This is a genomic window from Methylobacterium symbioticum (assembly GCF_902141845.1).
In the GTDB taxonomy this organism is placed as follows: domain Bacteria; phylum Pseudomonadota; class Alphaproteobacteria; order Rhizobiales; family Beijerinckiaceae; genus Methylobacterium; species Methylobacterium symbioticum.
In genome coordinates, this window is the sequence record NZ_CABFPH010000036.1 from 21,737 (window position 1) to 43,411 (window position 21,675).

At 71.2% G+C, this 21,675-nt stretch carries 21 protein-coding genes and 1 pseudogene; 8 read left to right on the forward strand and 14 right to left on the reverse strand.

Annotation, left to right across the window (positions count from 1 at the left end; all coding sequences use genetic code 11):
- The first annotated feature begins 78 nt into the window (after positions 1 to 78).
- On the forward strand, positions 79 to 612 hold the full coding sequence (locus tag MET9862_RS13895) for a Dps family protein (protein WP_142583533.1): 534 nt from the start codon (positions 79 to 81) through the stop codon (positions 610 to 612).
- Between the two features lie 79 nt (positions 613 to 691).
- On the opposite strand, the gene MET9862_RS13900 is transcribed toward MET9862_RS13895, so the two are convergent.
- From MET9862_RS13900 to argJ, 3 genes are read right to left on the reverse strand one after another with little or no spacing between them, the layout of a single operon-like run.
- Entirely contained in the window at positions 692 to 1,120 is a 429-nt protein-coding gene (locus tag MET9862_RS13900) for a (deoxy)nucleoside triphosphate pyrophosphohydrolase (RefSeq protein ID WP_142583534.1), read from the reverse strand.
- A complete protein-coding gene (locus MET9862_RS13905) occupies positions 1,117 to 1,824 on the reverse strand; it encodes an SIMPL domain-containing protein (RefSeq protein ID WP_142583535.1) in 708 nt (235 codons plus the stop codon). The genes MET9862_RS13900 and MET9862_RS13905 overlap by 4 nt, the downstream gene beginning before the upstream one ends.
- A complete protein-coding gene (argJ, locus tag MET9862_RS13910; RefSeq protein ID WP_142583536.1) occupies positions 1,821 to 3,071 on the reverse strand; it encodes a bifunctional glutamate N-acetyltransferase/amino-acid acetyltransferase ArgJ in 1,251 nt (416 codons plus the stop codon). Before argJ ends, MET9862_RS13905 begins: the two co-directional genes overlap by 4 nt.
- Before the next feature lie 289 nt (positions 3,072 to 3,360).
- Between argJ and MET9862_RS13915 the strand changes: the two genes are divergently transcribed.
- On the forward strand, positions 3,361 to 3,783 hold the full coding sequence (locus MET9862_RS13915; protein WP_244612711.1) for a response regulator: 423 nt from the start codon (positions 3,361 to 3,363) through the stop codon (positions 3,781 to 3,783).
- Between the two features lie 75 nt (positions 3,784 to 3,858).
- Here the strand turns inward: MET9862_RS13915 and MET9862_RS13920 are convergent, their stop codons facing one another.
- From MET9862_RS13920 to MET9862_RS13935, 4 genes and pseudogenes are all read right to left on the reverse strand, one after another.
- On the reverse strand, positions 3,859 to 4,665 hold the full coding sequence (locus tag MET9862_RS13920) for a TetR/AcrR family transcriptional regulator (protein ID WP_244612712.1): 807 nt from the start codon (positions 4,663 to 4,665) through the stop codon (positions 3,859 to 3,861).
- 84 nt (positions 4,666 to 4,749) lie between these two features.
- Positions 4,750 to 5,937 carry a patatin-like phospholipase family protein gene (locus MET9862_RS13925; RefSeq protein WP_142583539.1) on the reverse strand — a complete coding sequence of 396 codons (1,188 nt, stop codon included), beginning with the start codon at positions 5,935 to 5,937 and terminating at the stop codon, positions 4,750 to 4,752.
- Between the two features lie 177 nt (positions 5,938 to 6,114).
- Positions 6,115 to 7,359: an NAD(P)/FAD-dependent oxidoreductase gene (locus tag MET9862_RS13930; RefSeq protein ID WP_142583540.1), complete on the reverse strand. Its 1,245-nt coding sequence runs from the start codon at positions 7,357 to 7,359 to the stop codon at positions 6,115 to 6,117.
- 47 nt (positions 7,360 to 7,406) lie between these two features.
- Positions 7,407 to 8,315, reverse strand: a pseudogene (locus MET9862_RS13935) (LysR family transcriptional regulator); the annotation flags it as partial.
- Between the two features lie 190 nt (positions 8,316 to 8,505).
- Here MET9862_RS13935 and MET9862_RS13940 point away from each other — a divergent pair.
- The 4 genes from MET9862_RS13940 (at position 8,506) to MET9862_RS13955 (ending at position 12,168) form a co-directional block, all read left to right on the forward strand.
- Positions 8,506 to 9,564: a class 1 fructose-bisphosphatase gene (locus MET9862_RS13940; protein WP_142583541.1), complete on the forward strand. Its 1,059-nt coding sequence runs from the start codon at positions 8,506 to 8,508 to the stop codon at positions 9,562 to 9,564.
- A 23-nt stretch (positions 9,565 to 9,587) separates the two neighbouring features.
- On the forward strand, positions 9,588 to 10,448 hold the full coding sequence (locus tag MET9862_RS13945; RefSeq protein ID WP_142583542.1) for a phosphoribulokinase: 861 nt from the start codon (positions 9,588 to 9,590) through the stop codon (positions 10,446 to 10,448).
- Between the two features lie 284 nt (positions 10,449 to 10,732).
- A complete protein-coding gene (gene rpe, locus MET9862_RS13950; protein WP_142583543.1) occupies positions 10,733 to 11,425 on the forward strand; it encodes a ribulose-phosphate 3-epimerase in 693 nt (230 codons plus the stop codon).
- Complete coding sequence (locus tag MET9862_RS13955; protein WP_142583544.1) at positions 11,419 to 12,168, forward strand: HAD-IA family hydrolase; 750 nt, start codon at positions 11,419 to 11,421, stop codon at positions 12,166 to 12,168. Before rpe ends, MET9862_RS13955 begins: the two co-directional genes overlap by 7 nt.
- Positions 12,169 to 12,284: 116 nt before the next feature.
- Here the strand turns inward: MET9862_RS13955 and MET9862_RS13960 are convergent, their stop codons facing one another.
- On the reverse strand, positions 12,285 to 13,340 hold the full coding sequence (locus MET9862_RS13960) for an SDR family oxidoreductase (protein ID WP_142583545.1): 1,056 nt from the start codon (positions 13,338 to 13,340) through the stop codon (positions 12,285 to 12,287).
- Between the two features lie 207 nt (positions 13,341 to 13,547).
- Here MET9862_RS13960 and MET9862_RS13965 point away from each other — a divergent pair, with 207 nt between their 5' ends.
- Complete coding sequence (locus MET9862_RS13965) at positions 13,548 to 14,294, forward strand: YebC/PmpR family DNA-binding transcriptional regulator (RefSeq protein WP_142583546.1); 747 nt, start codon at positions 13,548 to 13,550, stop codon at positions 14,292 to 14,294.
- A gap of 113 nt (positions 14,295 to 14,407) precedes the next feature.
- Here the strand turns inward: MET9862_RS13965 and MET9862_RS13970 are convergent, their stop codons facing one another.
- The 3 genes from MET9862_RS13970 to MET9862_RS13980 form a co-directional block, all read right to left on the reverse strand.
- Positions 14,408 to 14,908: an ureidoglycolate lyase gene (locus tag MET9862_RS13970; protein WP_142583547.1), complete on the reverse strand. Its 501-nt coding sequence runs from the start codon at positions 14,906 to 14,908 to the stop codon at positions 14,408 to 14,410.
- Entirely contained in the window at positions 14,905 to 15,744 is an 840-nt protein-coding gene (locus MET9862_RS13975) for a bifunctional allantoicase/(S)-ureidoglycine aminohydrolase (protein WP_142583561.1), read from the reverse strand. Before MET9862_RS13975 ends, MET9862_RS13970 begins: the two co-directional genes overlap by 4 nt.
- Before the next feature lie 148 nt (positions 15,745 to 15,892).
- Positions 15,893 to 17,206 (reverse strand): dicarboxylate/amino acid:cation symporter, encoded by a 1,314-nt coding sequence (locus MET9862_RS13980; protein WP_142583548.1) that lies wholly within the window; start codon positions 17,204 to 17,206, stop codon positions 15,893 to 15,895.
- A 160-nt stretch (positions 17,207 to 17,366) separates the two neighbouring features.
- Between MET9862_RS13980 and MET9862_RS13985 the strand changes: the two genes are divergently transcribed.
- The gene (locus tag MET9862_RS13985; RefSeq protein ID WP_142583549.1) at positions 17,367 to 18,257 is read left to right on the forward strand and encodes a LysR family transcriptional regulator; all 891 of its coding nucleotides are present in this window, start codon (positions 17,367 to 17,369) and stop codon (positions 18,255 to 18,257) included.
- On the opposite strand, the gene MET9862_RS13990 is transcribed toward MET9862_RS13985, so the two are convergent.
- From MET9862_RS13990 to MET9862_RS14000, 3 genes are all read right to left on the reverse strand, one after another.
- Positions 18,258 to 18,593 carry a c-type cytochrome gene (locus MET9862_RS13990; protein ID WP_142583550.1) on the reverse strand — a complete coding sequence of 112 codons (336 nt, stop codon included), beginning with the start codon at positions 18,591 to 18,593 and terminating at the stop codon, positions 18,258 to 18,260. It abuts the gene before it with no gap.
- Complete coding sequence (locus tag MET9862_RS13995) at positions 18,590 to 19,873, reverse strand: PQQ-dependent sugar dehydrogenase (RefSeq protein WP_142583551.1); 1,284 nt, start codon at positions 19,871 to 19,873, stop codon at positions 18,590 to 18,592. Before MET9862_RS13995 ends, MET9862_RS13990 begins: the two co-directional genes overlap by 4 nt.
- Positions 19,874 to 19,999: 126 nt before the next feature.
- Positions 20,000 to 21,502: an NAD(P)/FAD-dependent oxidoreductase gene (locus MET9862_RS14000; RefSeq protein WP_142583552.1), complete on the reverse strand. Its 1,503-nt coding sequence runs from the start codon at positions 21,500 to 21,502 to the stop codon at positions 20,000 to 20,002.
- Positions 21,503 to 21,675 lie beyond the last annotated feature (173 nt).

The window sequence follows — 21,675 nt, forward strand, 5'->3', positions numbered from 1 at the left end:
CGATGCCCATGGCGTCCATCGGCGTGTCCGTTGACGCGTGCATCGGCACGAGATCCTCGAAGACGAACGGAGACATCCATGGCCAAGGCCAAGCCCGTCAGCCGGATCGGCAGCGACCGCCTCAACACGCCGACCGATCTCGACCCGAACGACGTCAAGCAGATCTCCGAAGGGCTCACCGTTCTGCTGTCGGATCTCTTCGCGCTCTATATCAAGACGAAGAACTTCCACTGGCACGTCAGCGGTCCGAATTTCCGCGACTACCATCTGCTCCTCGACGAGCAGTCGCAGCAGATCTTCGCGATCATCGATGCGGTCGGCGAGCGGGCCCGTAAGATCGGCGGCACGACGCTGCGCTCGATCGGTCAGGCGAAGACCCTGTCGCGGGTGCAGGACAACGATGCCGAGTATGTCGGCCCCCTCGAGATGCTCAAGGAGCTGCGGGACGACAACAAGGCGCTCACCGCCCATATGCGCGAGCTGCACGCGGTGACCGACGAGGCCAAGGACGTCGCGACCACCAGCCAGCTCGAGGAGTGGATCGACCAGTCCGAGGAGCGCACGTGGTTCCTCTACGAGGCCACCCGCAACGCCGAGGCCGGCGGCCACTGAGCCACCCGCCGCGCAACCGGCATCCGAGGCCCCGCACGACCGGTGCGGGGCCTTCGTCTTTTCCGGAGCCTGTCCGCTTTCAGGGGCCGAGCAGGTCCACCAGGAACGGGATCAGCGGCGCGTCGGCCGGCGGCATGGCGAGGTCGCGCAGGGCTCCCGGCCGCACCCATTTCAGGGCCTGCCCCTCCAGCGGCTGGGGCGTGCCCGACCAGCGGCGACAGACGTAGAGCGGCATCAAGAGGTGGAAATCGTCGTAAGGGTGGCTCGCGAAGGTGAGCGGCGCGAGGCACGGCTCCTCGACGGTCACGGCGATCTCCTCGGCGAGTTCGCGGATCAGCGTCGCCTCCGGCCGCTCGCCCGGCTCGACCTTGCCGCCGGGGAACTCCCAGAGGCCCGCGAGCTGCTTGCCCGGGGGGCGCTGGCTCACCAGCACCCGCCCGTCGCGGTCCACCAGGGCGACCGCGACGACGAGGAGAAGGCGCAGGGCCGGGGTGGCGGGGGCGCTCACGGCAGGACCGCGAAGCTCGCCGAGACCTCGGTGCCGCTGCTGATCGAGCCGGCGGCGATCGGAACGCGGCGGCCCGGCGCGGCCTTGGCGGCCATGGGTGCGGCCATGCGCAGGGCTTGAGGCGCGCCGACCGTGGACAGGCTGCAGAGCGGCCCGAGCTTGGCCCCGACCGCCTCGGCGAGCGCGGATGCGCGCGTCCGGGCGTCCTGGGCGGCGGCGACCTGGAGATCGGCCTCGACCTTGTCCGGGTCGGTCAAGCCGAAGCCGATCGCATCGATGCGGTTGGCGCCCGCTTCGAGGGCCCGGCGCAGGAAGTCCCCGAGGCGCCCCATCTCGGCGAGCCGCACGGTGACCGCGTTGGTGGCGCGGTAGCCGTCGGCCTCGCTGCTGCTCGTCCCGTTCGGCCGCGTGACCACCCGGGTCGCCGCGTCCAGGACCACCGCCGAAGTGCCCATGTCGCCCGCCGGCACGCCGAGCTCGCGCCCGAGGGCGACGATGCCCTCGACCGCCTTGGAGGCCGCATCGAGCGCGGCCGCCGCGCCCGGCGCCTTGGTCTCGACCCCGATCGTGATCTCGGCGAAGTCCGGCGCGCGGACGGACTGGGCGCGCCCGACGACCGTGATCTTGCGGGCGCAGAGCTCGTCCTCGGCGCGGGCCGGCAGGACGGCGAGCGCCAGGACGAGGGCGACGAGGCTCGCCCTCACGAGCGGTAATCCCCGTTGATCTCGACGTAGGCCTTGGTCAGGTCGCAGGTCCAGACGCGGGCCCGGCCCGTGCCGAGGCCGAGATCGACCCGGACGCGGATGTCCGACTCGCGCATCACGGCGCTCGCCGCGTCCTCGCTGTAATCAGGGTCGCGCGCGCCGCCGACCGCCACGCGCACGTCGCCGAACCAGATCGCGAGCCGGTCGCGGTCGGCGGGCTCGCCGGCCTTGCCGACCGCCATCACCACGCGGCCCCAGTTCGCGTCCTCGCCGGCCGCCGCGGTCTTCACCAGGGGCGAGTTGGCGATCGACATGGCGATGCGGTGGGCGGAGCGGTCGCTCTCGGCGCCCGTCACCTCGACGGTGACGAACTTGCGGGCGCCCTCGCCATCGCGGGCGACCAGCTGGGCCAGCTCGATCAGGAGGTCGTCGAGGGCCGCCTTGAAGCCGGCAAGCCGCGGGTCGGAGGCCTCCCCGACCGCTGCGTTGCCGGCCTTGCCGGTGGCGAACAGCATCAGGGTGTCGGAGGTCGAGGTGTCGCCGTCGACCGTGACGCAGTTGAAGCTCTTGTCCGCGCCCTCCGCGAGGAGCGCCTGCGCCACGGGCTGCGGCAGGGCCGCGTCGGTGAAGACGAAGGCCAGCATGGTCGCCATGTCGGGGGCGATCATGCCCGCGCCCTTGGCGATGCCGTTGATCGTGACCGGCGTGCCCGCGATCTCGGCCGTCCGTGTCGCGCGCTTGGCGAAGGTGTCGGTGGTCATGATCGCCCGGGCCGCCGCCGCCCAGGCCTCGGGGCCGTCCTCGGCTCGGGCCGCGCAATCGGCCAGCACGCCCTCGAACTTCGTCGCATCGAGGGGCTCGCCGATCACGCCGGTCGAGGCGATGAACACGTCGGTCTCCGTGCAGGCGCCGGCCTTCGCGGCGATGCGCGCGGTGAGCGCCACCGCGTCGCGGCCGCGCTGCCCGGTGAAGGCGTTGGCATTGCCCGAATTGACCACGAGCGCGCGGGCGGAGCCGGCCGTCAGGGCCTCCCGGCACCAATCCACCGGGGCCGAGGGGCATTTGGAACGGGTGAACACCCCGGCCGGGACCGTGCCGGCGTCGAGGCCGACATAGAGCACGTCGGTCCGTCCGGAATAGCGGATGCCGGCCTGGGCGGTGGCGAGCCGGACACCCGGGACCGGCGGCAGGTCGGGCGCGGAAGCCGGGGCAAGGGGGGAGACGGGAGGCGTGTGAACGGATGACACCGAATCGATCTCCGGCTGGTCGCGGGGGCCTTCGCGGCGCCGCGGTGTTGACCCGCTCAGGATCCCCCCGTCAACCGCCCGCCGACGCGCGCCGGCTCCTCGCGCCGCTCCCGGCGCCGTGGCCCAAATCCGCGTCCTGCCCAGGCCCTCGTAAAGCCCGGCAGGAAATGCGGCATCTTCGGGGCAGAGGGACTTGTCTAATTCCAATAACAGGGCGTAGCATGCCGCAATGCAACGTGAACACGAAGTCGAGCGCGGGATGCCGCAAGCTGTCGTCGGATCCGCTGTCATGAAGCCCGCCATCCCGCCGCGGGGATGCTACCGGGTCCAGGTGCTCGTTGCCGGACGGAACAAGAGCTGGCGGTACGGCCTCTCCTCCGAGATTCGCCGGGCCGGCTATCAGGTCACGGCCTGCGACAATGGGGTCGACGCGCTCGCCGTCCTCGTGCTCGGGCTGCCCATCGATGTGATGGTGATCGATTGCACGCTACAGGGCCATCTCTGCTGCGCCCGGCTCGCGGTCGAGGCACGCGCCCTGCGGCCGAGCCTGCACATCGTGCTCACCAACGATTCCGCCGAGTCGCTGTCACGCGAGGTCTCGGACCTCGTGCCCGACGCCCTGATCGTCTCCGAGAGCGTGGGCGCCGATTCGGTCGCGCAGACGGTGCGCGAGGTGCTTCACACGCCCCAGCCGGCCAACCGCAGCAACTGAGCGGCGCTCGGCGGCTGGCCTGCGTTTCCGCAGCGCTCGGGCCGGGGACCGGTCCGTCCCGGTCCCAGCCGGCCCTCAGATTGCCGCTGCGGGATCCGAATCCTCGTCCCGGCTCCCGGCCTCGCGCCGTCCGGACCGGCGGCGGTCGAGGAACGCGCGGCCCAGGGCGCGGAAGGGCGCGGTGAGACGGCGCGCATCCTCCGCCCGCTCCATGAAGCGTTCGCCGTTGCGGATCTCCTTGTCGAGCCGCGCCATGGTGCGGGCCAGCGCCGGGTCGTCGTCGTCCAGCCAGGTCTCGGTCACCCGCGCGAAGGCGATGACGAGGCCCTGCAGCTTCAGGCGGCCGAGGGGGCCTTCCGTATCGATGCCGGCCGCGGCCAGCATGTAGCGGTGCGAGTTCAGCATCACCCCGTTCAGCGCCAGCATGGAGAGCGGATCGCCGCGCAGCGCGTAGGAGATGCGGCGCAGGGCCGGCTTGTAGGGCGTCATCGCATCGAGGCGGCGCATCAGCACGTCGAACAGGCGCTCGCGGGCCGGCTCATCGGCGAGATCCGAATTGTCCTCCGCCAGCACCGCCCGGTCGATGATCCGGGCGAGGCCGCCGAGGATCGCGCCCTTCGACGGATAGACCTCGCGCAGCTCCGCCAGCGTCAGGTCGGCCTCGCGGGCGACGTCGCCGATCTCGATGTCGTTCCAGGGCTGCTCCGCGGCGAGCCGCATCAGCGCCTCGACGGCGGCCTCGCGCGGGTTGCGCTTCGGCGCGTCCCGAGGCGCCCCGTCATCCCTGGCTGCCGCCTTGCCCGGGTCCTTGCCCGCGGTCTTCCGGCCCTTCGCGCTCCCGCTCTTGGGAACCGTGCTCTCGGGGCCCGCGCTGTCGCTCATCGGATCCTACGCTCCTTCGGTCCTCGGTCGCTTCCGAGGGAATCTAGGGGCGCGGGCGGCGGATTGCGAGTTGGCTGCCTCGCGTCAGGGCGTCGCCGCAGCGACGGCCGCGCGCACCACGGGCGCGGCCGGCACCGTATGCTCCCAGAAGCGGCCGGTACGGCCCTTCTCGTAGCCGGCATTGTAGAGCGCGCGCATGTAGCCGGTGTCGAAGCCGCGGGCCGTGGTCGTGGTCGGCGCCGCCTCATCGATATAGGTGAGGTTGAAGCCGATGCGGTTGGCGCGGGCGAAGGCGTAGGTGCTCGTCAGCGTGGCGCGGCTGCGGGCGCGGCTCGCCGTGGTGAAGGATCGCTCGACGATCGACAGCGTGTTGTTCCGGGTCACGTCGAATTCGGGCTCCAGGCGCCCGTTGACGACCACGTAGATCTCCGCCTTGCCGGAGGTGCGCAGGCGGCCGTCGCGCACGAGCAGGGCCTGGGGCAAGGTGAAGACCGGCGTCACCACCGAGCCGTCCACGTGAAGCTCCTGGAAGCGCGCGTCGCCGGCGGTCACGTCGATGAGCTGCGGCGGGAAGACCGCGGGCACGCTCGCCGAGGCGGTGAGCACGTCGCGGAACAGCTCCACCGCGTTCGGCGCGCCGCTCGCGGCGATGGCGCCCATGTTCCAGATCACGGCGCGCTGGGCGTCGAGATTGGCCGTCACCACGAGGAGGCGGCGGCCCTTGGCGTGCTCGGCCGCCACGGCGGCCAGCAGGTCGGGCGTCACGTAGCGGCCGATCAGGTCACGCAGGCGTCCGTCGCCGAACAGGCCTGAGCCGAACAGCACGTTGGTGATGTCGGGCGACTGGACCAGCGTCGCCGCGACGCCGCTCGTGTAGAACTCGGTCAGATAGGCGTCGTAGGCGGGGCCGAGGAAGGCGAAGGGCGCGATCAGGGCGCCGGTGCTCACGCCCGAGACCATGGTGAAATCCGGCCGCGTGCCCGAGGCGGTCCAGCCGTTGAGGATGCCGGCACCGTAGGCACCGTCGCCGCCGCCGCCCGAGAGCGCCAGATAGCTGAAGCCGCGCCTCGATTCGGGCCGCGAGGCGAGCGCCGTGAAGGTCTCGACGGAGGCGTCCGAATAGATCCGCGCCTCGGGGATGCCGGGCACCGTGGCCAGCGCCGCCTGGCTCGCGGTGTAGGGCGTGCGCGGCAGCGAGGAGCAGGCGGCGGCCTGTGCCGCGAGTCCGAGGGCGAGAAGGGCGCGAAGACCCCAGGAGCGACGCACCGTCATCGATCGTGTCTCGAAGCCTGTCCGCGGTCCGTGCCGGGCTCGGGGAAGCTTGGGCATTGCGCCCGCAACCGTCAATGAACGGCGCGCGCGCACCGGTGTTCCGCGGCCGCCTGTTGCGCGCGCACCTCGCCGGTGCACGGCCGCCGCAGGGTTAATTTCACGTGAAAACCGGCCGTTTCAGGGCCGTCCCAGCACCAGGGCCTTGAGGTCCAGGCCCGTATCCGCCGCCTGATCCGGCGTCAGCGGAATGTCGGCCGCGATCAGGCGGCGGGCGATCATGTGGTCGCCGGCCCGGTTCACCGATTCCACCGCGACGAGGCGATCCTCGCGGAAGCGGAAGACCGAGAAGGCGTTGCCGTCGCCCCGACGAACCGCCTGGTCGGAGGGCGCGGCGAGTCCGGCGATCTGCAGCTTGTTCGGGCCCTGATCGCTCCAGAACCAGGGCACCGCGTCGTAGGCGGCCGGCCGGCCGGTCAGCCGTGCGGCGAGGCAGCGCCCCTGATCGATCGCGTTCTGCACGGATTCGATCCGGACCGTGCCGTCCGCAGCGAGGCCGCGGGCGAAGCGCGTCGGGAAGCGCGCACAGTCGCCGATCGCCGAGATGGCCGGATCGTCGGTCGCGAGCCATGGGTCGACCCGGATGCCGTCCGCCGCCGCGAGCCCGGCGGCGGCCGCGATCTCCTGGTTCGGCAGCACGCCGATGCCGATGAGCACGAGGTCGGCCGGCACGGTGCGGCCATCGCCGAGGCGCAGGCCGGTGGTGCGGCCGTCCGCGCCGAGGATCTCCGTCACCCCGGCCTCGAAGGCGAAGGCGACGCCCGCATCCGCGTGGGCAGCGTGGAAGAAGGCGCCCGTCTCGGCCGAGACCGCCCGTGCCATCGGCCGGGCCGCGGCCTCGACCACGGTCACCGCCAGGCCCCGCGCAGCGGCGACCGCAGCGAATTCGAGTCCGATGAAGCCCGCTCCCACCACGGCGACCCGACGCACCCGCGCGAGATCCGCCTGCAGCATGTCGGCATCGGCGAGGCCGCGCAGCTGCCGCACCCCGTCGAGATCCGCGCCCGGGACCGGCAGCGGCCGGTTCCGGGAGCCGGTGGCCAGGACGAGGTGCTCGTAAGGGACCGGACCCTCCGCCGTGAGGAGCCGCCGCGCGTCCCGGTCGATCGCCTCGGCGCGCAGCGCGGGACGGAAGCCGATGCGGTGCTCGGCGAGGAAGGCGGCGGGCCGGAGCGCCAGCCCGGCCGCGTCGGTCTTGCCCGCGAGATAGGCCTTCGAGAGGGGTGGGCGCTGGTAGGGGAGGTAGGGCTCGTCGCCGATGAGGGTGAGGGGGCCGGCATGGCCCGCCTCCCGCAAGGAGGCCGCCACCTGGAAGCCGGCCTGGCCGGCGCCGAGGACGACGATGCCAGCTTGCGTCGCCGGGATGCCCGCGCTCCCCCCGCCGCTCCCGCCGGCAGCGCCTTGACCGCCTCGAGCTGGGGCAGGCAGCGCGGGCCTTCCTTGACGAGGTAGCTCCAGAAGGCGGAGGCGGCCGGCCCCAGCCCCTTGCCGGCCCGCCGCACCACGTACCAGTCGCGCCGGATCGGCAGGCCCTGCACGTCGAGGAGCGCGAGGCGCCCGCTCGCCACCTCCGCCGCCACGGTATGGGCCGAGAGGAGGGCGATGCCGAGGCCCGCCATCACCGCCTGCTTGATCGTCTCGTTCGAGCCGGAATCGATGCCGAGCTTCGCGCGCCGGATGATGACGCCGCTGACGAACTCCTCGAACACGGTGCGCGTGCCCGAACCCTCCTCGCGGACGAAGAAGGCCTGCTCGGCGAGTTCCGCCTTCGGGATGTCGCGCCGGCCGGCCAGGGGATGGCCGGGCGCCGCGATCAGGACGAGAGGGTGCGGCCCGAAGGTCTCCGCCTCGATCGCGAAGTCCCGGGGCGGCCGGCCCATGATCGCGAAATCGATCTCGTAGTTGCGCAGGGCCTCGACCGTCTCGCTGCGGTTGCGCACCGAGAGGTTGATCTCAACACCCGGATGCCGCTCGACGAAGCCGGCGATCACCTGCGGCGCGAAGTACTTGGCGGTCGAGACCACGCCCATCGCGACGCGTCCGCCCGCGCCGCCCTTCAGGGTGCGCAGCCGGTCGGCGCAGGTCTCCAGCACCGTGTTGATGCTGTCGATGGCCCAGAGCATCTCGCGGCCCGCATCGGTCGGCTTCAGGCCGTTCGGCGTGCGGTCGAACAGGAGGAGCCCCGCCTCCTCCTCCAACTGGCGGATGCGCGCGTAGAGCGCGGCCGAGGTCACGTTCAGCTCCTGCGCCGCCCGGGTCATGGTGCCGAGCCGGGCGACCGCGGCCACGGCCTGGAGTTGCTTGAGGGACAGGTTGCGCATGCGTCGGTTCTAGTTTTTTTGTAAGGAGCCGCAAGTTATTTCAGAATTCTTGATCTCGGCCGTTTCCCACCCCTGGCGATCCGGCCGCATCGCGCGGTATCATCCTTCGACGGCTCCGGTTAGACATCTCGCTCGTGGGCGGGGCCGGCGGGCCTTGCGCGGAATGGATAGCTGGATCGAGGACGGGCCGATGGCGGCAGGATCTCTGGAGGTCGGATCGCGTCTGGACGCGTGCCTCGCGCAGGCCGTGGCCGGCAACCCGGCGCTCAAGGACACGGCGGCGGTGGTGACCGCGATCGCGGGTGCGGCGATCACGATCAGCGAGGTGATCGGCCGTGGGGCGCTCGGCGGCGACCTCGCCGCGGCGGGCGGCCAGAACAGCGACGGCGACGTGCAGAAGGCCCTCGACGTGATCGCCCACCAGCGCGTCACCGAGGCGCTGCAGGCCGCCCCCGTGGCCGAGGTCGCCTCGGAGGAGGCTGACGAGGTGATGCGCCTCAATCCTGGCGCGCCCCTCGCCGTGGCGATCGACCCGCTCGATGGCTCGTCGAATATCGGCGTCAACATGGCCGTCGGCACGATCTTCGGCATCCGCCCGGCGGTCCAGGACCAAGCGAACCCGCTCGCCTCCTTCACGAGCCCGGGCACGGCGCAGCTCGCTGCCGGCTTCGTCACCTACGGGCCGGCCACCGCCCTTGTCCTCACCCTCGGGCAGGGCACCCAGATCTACGTGCTCGACCGCGCGGAGGGCGCCTTCCGCCTGACCCATCCGCAGCTCGACGTGCCGGTCTCGGCCAAGGAATACGCGATCAACGCCTCGAACGCCCGGCACTGGGAGCCGCCGATCAAGGCCTTCGTCGAGGATTGCCTGCGCGGTGCGGAAGGCCCGCGCGACAAGGACTTCAACATGCGCTGGCTCGGCTCGCTGGTGGCCGACGCCCAGCGCGTGCTGCTGCGCGGCGGCGTGTTCCTGTATCCGGGCGACCAGCGCAAGGGCTACGCGCAGGGGCGCCTGCGTCTCCTCTACGAGGCGGCGCCCATCGCCATGCTGATGGAGCAGGCCGGCGCCGGCGCCACCGACGGCGAGCGCCGCATCCTCGATATCGAGGCGACCGGCATCCACGAGCGCGTGCCGCTGGTCTTCGGCTCGGTCGAGGAGGTCGAGTGCGTCGCCAAGTATTTCGGCGGCCGCAACCACGCCGCCGGCCGCTCGCCGCTCTTCGGCCAGCGCGGCCTGATGCGCAGCTAGGCCGGGCAGCATCCGTTCCAGTAATGTCGGCGCGTCACCCCATCATCTCGGTCACCGGCTCCTCGGGGGCCGGGACGACCTCGGTCCGCAACACCTTCGAGCAGATCTTCCGCCGGGAGGACGTCAGCGCGGTCTATATCGAGGGCGACGGCTTCCACGCCTTCGACCGCGAGACCATGCGCGCGATGATGGCCCGCGAGCCGACGCTGAGCCACTTCGCGCCGCGGGCCAACCTCCTGCCGGAGCTGGAGGAGGTGTTCCGCAGCTACAGCGAGTCCGGCACCGGCCGCACGCGGCACTACGCGCACGACGCGCATGATGCGGCCCGCTACGGCACCCCGGAGGGCACCTTCTCGGCCTGGGAGGAGTTCCCGCCGGGCTCGGACCTGCTGTTCTACGAGGGCCTGCACGGCTGCGTGGTCGATTCGAGCGTGGACATCGCCCGCTATCCCGATCTCAAGATCGGCGTGGTGCCGGTGATCAACCTCGAATGGATCCAGAAGCTGCACCGCGACCGCTCGTTCCGCGGCTACTCGACCGAGGCCGTCACCGACGTGATCCTGCGGCGGATGCCCGACTACGTGCAGACGATCTGCCCGCAATTCTCCTGGACGGACATCAACTTCCAGCGCGTGCCGACGGTGGACACCTCGAACCCGTTCATCGCCCGCTGGATCCCCACGGCCGACGAGTCGATGGTGGTGATCCGGTTCAAGAACCCGAAGGGGATCGACTTCTCCTATCTGGTCTCGATGATCCACGACAGCTTCATGAGCCGGGCGAACTCCATCGTGATCCCGGGCGGCAAGCTCGACCTCGCGATGCAGCTGATCCTGACGCCGATCATCATGCAGCTCGTGGAGCGCAGGCGGCGGCTGGCTTGAGGGCGGCCCGGTCGCTATGGCTCTCGCGTGCATCGGGGACGCGTCGTCGGGTCCTCCCGCCCAAGACCTCATCCTGAGGTGCGAGCGGAGCGAGCCTCGACGGAGCCCTCCAGGAATCGCGATGGTCTCTGGAGGCCTCCGTCGAGGCCCGCTCGCGCGGGCACCTCACGATGAGGTCTCGGGTGGGATCGGGCGTGTCGAGGCGCATCCCGAGAGACCGGTCGCGCGGTCGGGCCCCTGCCCGCGCGGGATCGGGCCCTATCTGACCCTCTGAAAGACCGACCATGAGCATCCGCCCCCTCATCGCCCCCTCGATCCTCTCCGCCGACTTCTCGCGGCTCGGCGAGGAGACGCGCGCGGTCGCCGAGGCCGGGGGCGACTGGATCCACCTCGACGTGATGGACGGGCATTTCGTGCCCAACATCACCTTCGGCCCGCCGGTGGTGAAGGCGCTGCGGCCCCACACGACCAAGTTCTTCGACGTGCACCTGATGATCGCGCCGGCCGACCCCTATCTCGCGGCCTTCGCGGAAGCGGGCGCCGACGGCATCACCGTCCATGTCGAGGCCGGGCCCCATATCCACCGCTCGCTCCAGACCATTCGGGCGCTCGGCAAACGCGCGGGCGTGGCGCTCAACCCCGGCACCCCGGCCGCGATGGTCGAGCCGCTCCTCGACATCGCCGACCTCGTCCTGGTGATGACGGTCAATCCCGGCTTCGGCGGCCAGAGCTTCCTGGCCAGCGCCCTCGAGACGGTGGCGCGGGTGCGCGCGCTGGTGGCCGGCCGCGACATCCGCATCGAGGTCGATGGCGGCATCGATGCGACCACGGTCGAGGCCGCCGCGCGGGCGGGCGCCGACGTGTTCGTGGCGGGCAACGCGGTGTTCAAGGACGGGCCCGCTTCCTATGCGGAGCGGATCGCCGCGATCCGCAGCGGCGCCGAGGCGGCAGGCGGATCCGGTCCGCTCGCATGCTGAAGGCGCTGATCTTCGACGTCGACGGCACGCTGGCCGAGACCGAGGACCTGCACCGGCAGGCCTTCAACCGCGCCTTCGCGGCGCTCGGCCTGCCCTGGCACTGGGAGCCCGCCACCTACGCGGACCTCCTCACCGTGATGGGCGGCAAGGAGCGTCTCGCCCACTACATCGAGACGCGCTTTCCGGGAGAGGCCGCCGCGCTCCTCGCCCGCTGCCCGGAGATCCACGGGCTCAAGACGAAGCTCTACGGCGATCTGGTCGATGCCGGCCGCCTCGCCCTGCGCCCCGGCATCCGCCGCCTGATCGCGGAGGCGAAGGCGGCCGGCGTGAAGCTCGCCATCGCCACCACCACGAGCCGGCCGAACGTCGACCGGCTGATCGCGGTGAACTTCCCGGACGGCGCGCAGCCCTTCGACGCGATCGCGGCCGGGGACGAGGCGGCGCGCAAGAAGCCGGCGCCCGACGTGTTCACCCTCGCCCTCGACCGGCTCGGCGTGCAGCCGTCCGAGGCGATCGCCGTCGAGGATTCCGCCGCCGGCATCCGCTCGGCGCTGGATGCCGGACTTCCCGTGATCGCGACGCGCAGCCTCTACACGGAGCGGCACCCCCTCGACGGCGCCTTCTCGGCGGTCTCCGACCTCGGCGAATCGGACCATCCCCATCGCCACATCGCCGGCGCGGCCTGGCCCGGCGGCGTGGTCACGCTGGCTGCCCTCAAGGATTGGCACGCGGCGCGGGCCTGACGCCGTTTTACGGGGCTGCCGATCTCCTGTGCCCGTCCGGCCGCCGCGCGCTCGCGTGCTCGTAAGCCCGAAGGGGATGCCGGTTCGGCGAAAGAGGGCGCATCCAAACAACGGCTCTAGCTGCGCGGCTCTCGAGGCCGCCCGTTCTCCAGCCGGCGTCGCGCCTCGGCCCGTCCCTGCGCCTCGGTGGCGAAGAGGGTGGCTCCCGCCACGGTGCCGAGCGCGACGGCGAGCCCGAGCTTGAGCCAGCCCGGGCGGGCGGCCGTCACGCGGTCGCTGGACCGGCTGTCGAAGCGTCCATGCGCGCCGGGATCGGTGTCGACCGGCTCGTAGAGGTTGTCGGACCGATTCGCCTGTGCCCTCACGTCCGTCATCTCCCCGTGATAGCCGTGCCGCGCCAGATAGCCGTCGATCCAGCCCGGGATCAGCATGGTCCCCAGGATCGCCTTCCAGGTCGCGGCGCCGATCCAGAGCTCGCGCGGGGCGTCCCGCGCCGCGCGGTAGACGTGCCGGGCGATCGCCTCCGGCTGGTAGACCGGCGGCACGGGCTCCGGCTCGCGCGGCAGCCGCGAGCGGGCCCAGTCGAACTGGGGCGTGTTGACGGCGGGCAGCTGCACCATGGTGAGGCGCACCCGGCTGCCGTCATGGAGCAACTCGCTGCGCAGCGAATCGACGAAGCCGCGCCCCGCCGCCTTGGCCGCGCAATAGGCGGCCTGGAGCGGGATCGAGCGATAGGCGAGGGCCGAGCCGATCTGCACGATGGTGCCGGCATCGCGCGGCACCATGTGGCGGAGGGCGGCGAGCGTGCCGTGCACCTGCCCGAGATAGGTCACCTCGGTGACGCGCCGGAACTCCTCCGGGCGGGTGTTCTGCACGGGCGCGTAGACCGTGACCATCGCGTTGTTGATCCAGACATCGATGCCGCCGAAGAACGCGGCGATCTCGTCGGCGGCCTGGTCGACCTGATCCGCGTCGGCCACGTCGACCGCGAAGGCGAGGGGCGTGCCGCCGGCCCGCACCACCGCCCGCGCCGCGCCGTGCAGGCCCGCCTCGCCCCGGGCGATCAGGCCGACATTCCAGCCATGCGATGCGAACTCGCAGGCGATGGCGCGTCCCACGCCCGCGCTCGCTCCGGTGACGACGACGGTGCGCGCTCTGGTCCGTTGCGACATCGGCTCTCCCCGCGGCCCGCATGCCGCTTCCGGAGCTGTGAACGCCCGTCGGGCCGGATCTTTCCAGGCGCGGGCGACGGAAGCCGCATCCGCGTTGCCTCGCCGGCGAGCGCCGGCCTATAACGCGCGGATTCGCATATCGCAGCGTCGAGGGCGTAGGCTCTCCGCCGCGTTTCAGACGACAGCCCAGGGGCAGAGCCGAGAGCCATGGCCGGCCATTCGCAGTTCAAGAACATCATGCACCGCAAGGGCCGCGTGGACGCGGTCCGCTCCAAGGTGTTCGGCAAGCTCGCCCGCGAGATCACGGTCGCGGCCAAGCTCGGCACGCCGGACCCGGCGATGAACCCGCGCCTGCGCGCCGCCATCCTCGCGGCGCGCGCCGAGAACATGCCCAAGGACAATATCGAGCGCGCCATCAAGAAGGCGGCCGGCGCCGACGGCGAGAACTACGAGGAGATCCGCTACGAGGGCTACGGTCCGGGCGGCGCGGCCCTCATCGTCGAGGCGCAGACCGACAACCGCAACCGCACGGCCTCCGACGTGCGCTCGGCCTTCACCAAGTCGGGCGGCAGCCTCGCCGAGACCGGCGCGGTGGCCTTCATGTTCGACCGGGTCGGAGTCATCGCCTTCCCCGCCTCGGTGGCGGATGCCGACACCATGCTGGAGGCCGCGATCGAGGCCGGCGCCGACGACGTGCGCTCGGACGAGAGCGGCCACGAGGTCACCTGCGCGCAGGACGCCTATGGCGAGGTCGGCAAGGCGCTGGAGGCCCGCTTCGGCGAGCCCGTGCGGACCGGGCTCGTCTGGAAGGCGCAGAACACGATCGATGTCGATGACGAGACCGGTGAGAAGCTCGTCCGTTTGGTCGAGGTGATCGAGGATCAGGACGACGTGCAGAACGTCTACGTGAACTTCGCCCTCTCCGAGGCGCTGGTGGCCAAGCTCGGAGACTGAGTTCAGGGTTTCCAAAGGGATCATCCCTTTGGCGGGGTGCCGGGGCAGCGCCCCGGCGCTTTCCCGGGCTCTGCCCGGACCCGCGAGAGGGGTGACCCCTCTCGACTCCCGGATCATCCCGGCAGATGGATCGTCCAGGGCTCCTCGAAGACGTACTCTTCGAGGTTCACGCCTGGGCCGCCCCGGTCCACCACGGCGAAGGCCTGGGGCGCCCCGAACGGGGTCAGCACGCCGTGCCAGGTGTTCATGGCGTAGGCGACGCCCTGGCCCGGGGCCGTGACGAAGGCCTGCGGACGCCCGGGGCGGCCGCCCTCGTCCGGGCAGACCACGACGAGGAAGGGCGCGTCGTCGAGCGGCAGGAAGGCCTGCGCGCCCAGCGGATGGCGCTCGACCAGGCTCAAGGCCAGCGGCACCGGATAGGGCTCGGCCTCCACGAGGCCGATCACCACCTGCGCGCCCTCGCCCGCGACGTCGATCCGCGCGAGGTCGTGGAAGCGGCGGGCCTTGCCGGCATTCATCGGGCGGGGGGCGGCGCCGTCCTTGTCGATGACGGTCCCGAAGGGCGCGAAGGCCTCCCGCGTCAGGGCCTGCGCGGTGACGCTGCGGCCGCTCACCGGGCGCCCCCGCGGGGCTTCAGCGCGGCGTGGCGGTTCACGTCCTTGTAGAGCAGGTAGCGGAACGGCCCGGGGCCGCCCGCGTAGCAGGCCTGCGGGCAGAAGGCGCGCAGCCACATGAAGTCGCCGGCCTCGACCTCGACCCAGTCGCGGTTGAGCTTGTAGACCGCCTTGCCCTCCAGCACGAACAGGCCGTGCTCCATCACATGGGTCTCCTCGAAGGGGATCGAGGCGCCGGGCCGGAAGGTGACGAGGTTGACGTGCATGTCGTGGCGCACGTCGTCCGAGGCGACGAAGCGGGTGGTGGCCCAGGCCCCGTCCGTGCCCGGCATCGGCGCCGGCTCGATCTCGGATTCGTGGGCCAGGAAGGACTCGGGCGCGTCGACGCCCGGCACCCGCTCGTAGGCCTTGCGGATCCAGTGGAAGCGGGCCGGCTCCGCGCCCGCGTTGCGGAGCGACCACGTGGCGCCGGGGGCGAGATAGGCATAGGCGCCGGGGCGCAGGGCGCTCTCGCGCCCGTCCAGGGTGAGGCTTGGAGTGCCCTCCACCACGAAGAGCACGCCCTCGGCCTCCGGATCGGGCTCCGGCCGCGCGCTGCCGCCGCCAGGGGCGACCTCCATCAGGTACTGCGCGAAGGTCTCGGAGAAGCCGGACAGCGGCCGCGACAGCATCCAGGCGCGGGTCTTCTCCCAGAAGGGCAGGACGCTGGTGACGATGTCGCTCATCACGCCCTTCGGGATGACCGCGTAGGCCTCGGTGAACACGGCCCGGCCGGTCATCAGGGCGGTCTGGGGCGGCAGGCCCCCGCAGGGCGGGTTGTAGGGCGAAGCGCTCATCTCGGGACCTTCGTGCATCGGCGCGTTCCGGGTGTCGAGAGGGATCATCCCTCTTGCGGGTCCGGGCGGAGCCCGTGGATATTCGCAAGGGCTTTGCCCCTGCACCCCACCAAAGGGATGATCCCTTTGGGAACCCGGGATTGCGGCGTCATCGGGCGGGGCGGGCCTCGGCCGCGGGTACGGTCAGCGCCGCCTCGGTGTCGAGGGCGACCTCGCCGTCGAGGACGCGGTGCGCCTGCGCCCGGTCGATGTCGCCCTCCCAGGCGGCGATCACCACGGTGGCCACGCAATTGCCGATCAGGTTGCCGAGCGCCCGGGCGATGCCGACGAACCAGTCCACCGACAGGACGAGGACGAGGCCGATCACCGGGATGTCCGGCACCGCCGAGAGGGTCGCGGCCAGCACCACGATCGCCGAGCCCGGGATGCCGTGCGCGCCCTTCGAGGTCAGGAGCGCGATGCCGAGGATCAGGAGCAGGTGGCCGAAGGAGAGCGGCGTGTTTGTCGCCTGCGCGATGAACACGGTGGCCAGCGTCAGGTAGAGCGAGAAGGCGTCGAGGTTGAAGGAGTAGCCGGTCGGGATCACGAGGCCGACGGTCGAATCCTTGATGCCGAGCCGCTCCAGCTTGCGCATCACCTGGGGCAGCACGCTGTCGGACGAGGCGGTGCCGGCCACCACCGTCAGCTCCTCGCGCAGGTAGGCCAGCAGCTTCAGGATGCTGAACCCCGCCGCCCGCATGATGGCGCCGAGCACCACGAAGACGAAGAAGGCGACGCCCGCGTAGAACAGCCCCACCAGCAGGCCGAGCTGCTTGAGCGAGCCGACGCCGTACTTGCCCACCGTGAAGGCGACCGCGCCGAGCACGCCCAGCGGCGCGAGGCGCACGATGAAGCCGATCACCTTGAACAGGACGTTGGTGATGCGCTCGATGCTCTCGGCGAGCGGCCGTCCCGGCTCGCCCAGCAGTGCGAGGCCGGAGCCGAACAGGATGGCGATCAGGAGCACCTGCAGGATGTCGCCCTTGGCGAAGGCGTCCACCACCGTGGTCGGGATCAGCTTCATCAGGAAGTCGACCGTGCCGGTCACCTGCCCGACGCGGTCGGTGTAGGGGCTGAGCGCCTTGGCATCGAGGCTCGCCGTGTCGACGTTCATGCCGTGGCCCGGCGCGAACAGGTAGGCCAGCACGATGCCGAGCACGAGGGCGATGGTGGTCACCACCTCGAAGTAGATCAGCGCCTTGAGCCCGACGCGGCCGACCTTGCGCAGGTCGCCGGCCCCGACGATGCCGTGCACCACCACGCCGAAGACCAGGGGCGCGATCGCCATCTTGATGAGCTTGATGAAGCCGTCGCCGAGCGGCTTCAGCGCCACGGCGAATTCGGGCCACACGATCCCGAGGACGACGCCCGCCGCGAGCGCGAGCACCACCTGGCCGAACAGCGATCTGAGGAATCCTGGCATCGCTCCCTCCCGGGTCGCCGCCCCCGCTCCCGCGGCATGGGGCCGGCTGTCAGCGACGGGGGTGCAGGACCTTCGCAGGAAGGGTGCGCCTCACGAATTCGTACGTCCAATATTTTGTTCGTTCGAATCAAGACGCCCGGCGACATGATAGCGGTAGGCCATGGAACTCCGGCATCTCCGCTACTTCGTGGCCGTCGCCGAGCGGCTGAGCTTCACCGCGGCGGCGGAGGATCTCGGCGTCTCGCAGCCGCCGCTGAGCCAGCAGATCCGCGACCTCGAGACGGAGCTGCGCACGGAGCTGTTCCGGCGCACCAGCCGGCGGGTCGCGCTCACCGAGGCGGGGCAGGTCTTCCTCGGCCACGCGCGGGCGATCCTGGCCCAGGTCGGCCAAGCCAGCGAGGCCGCCCGCGCCGTGGGCGAGGGCCGGACGGGGATCCTGACCATCGGCCTGACCGGCTCGGTCCTCAACGGGCCGCTCGGGCGCCTGATCCGCGTGTTCGAGGCCCGCTACCCGGAGGTCGAGATCCGTCTGCATCAGGCCTCGCCGGAGGCGCAGCAGGCGGCCTTGCGGGCGGGGCGGACGGATCTCAGCTTCCTGCGCAGCCCGCCGGAGGATCCGGACCTCACCGTGGTGCCGGCCTGGCCCGAGCGGGTCGGCGTGGCGCTGCCGGAGGACCATCCGCGCGCGGCCCAGGCGAGCCTGTCGCTTACGGACCTCGCGGGCGAGCGCTACCTCTCGCTGCGGCGCGCCGATTCCCGCTTCGCGAACCTGCTCTGGGAGGCCTGCCTCGCGCAGGGCTTCGTGCCGCAGCTCTCGCACGAGGTGGTGGAGGCGCAGGCCCTGATGAGCCTGGTCTCCGCCGGGCTCGGCGTCGCGCTGGTGCCCGAGCAGGTCGGCCGCCTGCCCCATCCCGGCGTCGCCTACCGGCCCCTCGACGAGCCCGCGCCGCGCGCCGATGTCAGCGCCCTCTACCGGGCGCCGCCGAGTCCGGTCGTGACGAACTTCCTGTCGCTGCTGCGGGACGGCGGTCAGCCCCGTCCCGCTGCGTGATCAGCCGGGCGGGATCACCTCGATCTGCAGGCCGCCGTAATAGGCCGCGAGGTTGTCGATATCGGTGTCGCCGAGCTCCTTGGCGACGACGTTCATGATCGGGTTGCTGCGCGTGCCGTCGCGGTACTCCTTGAGGGCCTTGACGAGATAGGGCTCGACCTGACCGGCGAGGTTCGGTGCCTCCGGCATCTTCGAGAGCCCGTCGAGGCCGTGGCAGGTCTGGCAGGCGGCCGCGCGCTTGCGCCCGGCCGCCGCGTCCCCGCCGGCCCGCGCGGGCAGGCCCGCGAGGAGGGATGCGGCCGCCAGGGCGACCGCGACGCCGCCGCGTCCCCTCATTGGGCGTCGCCCTCGTAGGAGATGCGGTAGATCGCGCCCGCCGTGTCGTCGGAGACGAGGAGCGAGCCGTCGAGCAGCATCGCCACATCCACGGGGCGGCCGAGATACTCGCCGTCCTTGGTCAGCCAGCCCTCCGCGAAGGGCTTCACCGCGGCGACCTTGCCGTCCGCGCCGAGGCTCGCGAACATGATCCGCGCGCCGACCGGCTCGGAGCGGTTCCACGAGCCGTGCTCGGCGATGAACAGGCCGCCGCGATAGGTCTTGGGGAACTGCTTGCCGTTATAGACGATCAGGCCGAGATCGGCCGCGTGCGGCGGCAGCTCCGCCAGCGGGGCGACCGTGCCGGCGGGCGGGGTCTGGTCCTTGTACTCGGTGGTGCGGACGCTGCCGCCGCCGTACCAGGGGAAGCCGAAATTCTCGCCGGCCTTGGTCGCGCGGTTCAATTCGCCCGGCGGCGTGTCGTCGCCCATGCCGTCGACTTGGTTGTCGGTGAACCAGAGCGACTTGTCGGCGGCGAAATCGATCCCGACCGAGTTGCGGATGCCGGTGGCGAAGACCTCGCGGTTCTTGCCGTCCGCGTCGAGGCGGATGATCCCGCCGATGCCGGTCTTCGCATAGAGGTCGAGCTTGTCCGCGGGCGGCACGTTGTAGGGCTGGCCGAGGGCGATGTAGGTCTTGCCGTCCGGCCCCACCCGGCAGACCCGGGCGGTGTGGTTGTAGCTCTCCTCGCCAGGCGGGATCAGCTCACCCTGCTTGACCACGATGCCGGCGGCGACGTCCGGGTTCTCGTAGAAGAACTCGGCCGCCGGGAAGGCCAGCACCCGGTTCTGCTCGACCACGGTGAGCACGCCGTCCTTCGAGAAGCAGACGCCGTTCGGGATCTTGAAGTCGATGCCCGGCGCGAAGGCGCGCACCTCGTCGGCGACGCGGTCCTTGTCGCGGTCGGTCACCGTGTAGATCTTGGACTTGCGGGTGCCGACGAAGAGCACGCCCGCATTGGGGCCGACCGCGATGGCGCGGGCATCGGGCACCACCGCGTAGAGATCGATCTTGAAGCCCTCGGGCAGCTTGATCTTGGCGAGCGTCTTGCGGATCGCGTCCGCGCGCCGGCCCGTCTGCGGGATCTCGGGGGCCGGGGCGGTGCCGGTGCTCTTGAAGGCCTGGAGCTTCTCGAGGTCGTCCGTCTTGGACTTGGTCTCGGCCGGGGCTGCGCCCTGGGCCAGGGCACCGGTGACGAGGACCACGCTCCCGAGGAGCGCGGCGAGGATCTGCGATCGCATGGATGTTCCTTCCCGATGGCCGCCCCGTGACCGGGCGTTGCGGGAAGTGTTGCGCGCGAGAGAGAAGCGGGCAAGGCGACCGGGTGACGGCCGGGCGCGGCTGTCCGCGCCCCGCGCCGCTCTCGCTCAGGCCACCTTGCGCGGCACCAGGCGCTCGCTGCCGAGCGCGGCCTCGGCACCCGAGACGCCGGCCTCGGTGTACTCGGCATCCTCGTTGACCCGCCAGACATCGTGGCGGCGCTGCCCGGCCAGGATGTTCTCGACGGTCAGCATGGCCGTCATCATGGCGTGGTCCTGGTTGTTGTACTTGTGCATGCCGTTGCGGCCGACGAGGTGCAGGGTCGGGAAGTCCCGCTCCAGCTCCAGCCGCACGGTGGCGACGTTGTCGGCGTAGGATTCGTCGTAGACCGGATAGGCCTTGGGCTGGCGCACCACGCAGGCATCGACCACGTCGGCGGGGTCGATCAGGCCGATCTTGCCGATCTCGGCCTTGGCCAGCGCCACGAGGTCGGCATCCGAGCTCGACCAGAGACCGTCGCCCTCGAAGCAGAAATATTCGAGCCCGAGGCAGGTATGGCCGGCGTCGGGCACCATCTCGGGCGACCAGGACAGGAAGTTCTGCACGCGGCCGACCTTCACGGACGGATCGTGGATGTAGATCCAGTTGTCGGGAAACGTCCGGTCCGACTTGGCGATGAGCGCCACGGTGAGGAAGTCGCGGTATTGCAGCGCGCGGGCGTTGAAGGTGCTCAAGGGGCGCGGCCGGATCGAATCCACCAATTCGCGCACCGGCGCGGAGGAGACCACGTGGCGGGCGGTGTGGGTCTCGCGGCTGCCGTCGCCGAGGAGCACGCTCACCGTCCAGATGCCGGTGGCGGCGTCGAAGCTCAGCCCGTCCACGCTCCGGTCGTGGAGGATCCGTCCGCCCTGGGCGGCGATCTTGGCGGCGGCGGCCTCCCACATCATGCCGGGGCCGCGGCGGGGATAGCGGAAGGATTCGATCAGCGTCTTGATCACCGGCTCGCCGGCCTTCTGCTTCGGCTTCAGGCCGAGGGAGCGGCCGAGCGCGTCGCGGATGGCGGCGCCGAGGTCGAGGCCCTTGATGCGCTGGGCCGCCCAGTCCGCGGAGATCGCGTCGCAGGACATGCCCCAGACCTTCTCGGTGTAGGTCTTGAAGAAGATCGAGAACAGGCGCTCGCCGAACTGGTTGCGCACCCAGTCGTGGAAGCTTTTGGGCTGCTCGATCGGCCGGGCGCGGGCGTAGAGATAGGAGAGCACGCAGGCCGTGCTGCGGATGACCCCGAGGTTCCGCAGCGCCTCGAAGGCCTTGAGCGGATAGGCGTAGTACTTGCCCTGATAATAGATCCGCGACAGGCGCGGGCGCTCGATGAAGTCGTCCGGCAGGATCTCGTCCCAGAGATCGACCACCGCCTTCGACTTCGAGAAGAAGCGGTGCCCGCCGATATCGAACAGGTAGCCGTTGTGGGAGACGGTGCGCGAGATACCGCCGACCTGGACGGGATCGCGCTCCAGCACCGTGACGGAGCGGCCGTGCTTCGACAGCAGGTATCCGGCCGTGAGGCCCGCCGGCCCGGCGCCGATGACCAGCGTCTCGGTGTGATGACTCATGCGCGGCTCCGGCGGAGCGGCCCGTTCCACGAGGGACGCCCGAATGCGCGGGAGGATCGCAGGGAAGGGTTAACGAACGCTGTTCCGGGGCCTTGGAGCATTGTCCATGATCCCTGGATCGTGGAACATGCTCTATCGCGTTGCGGGTGACGCATTTTCTTTCGCGGAGCCGG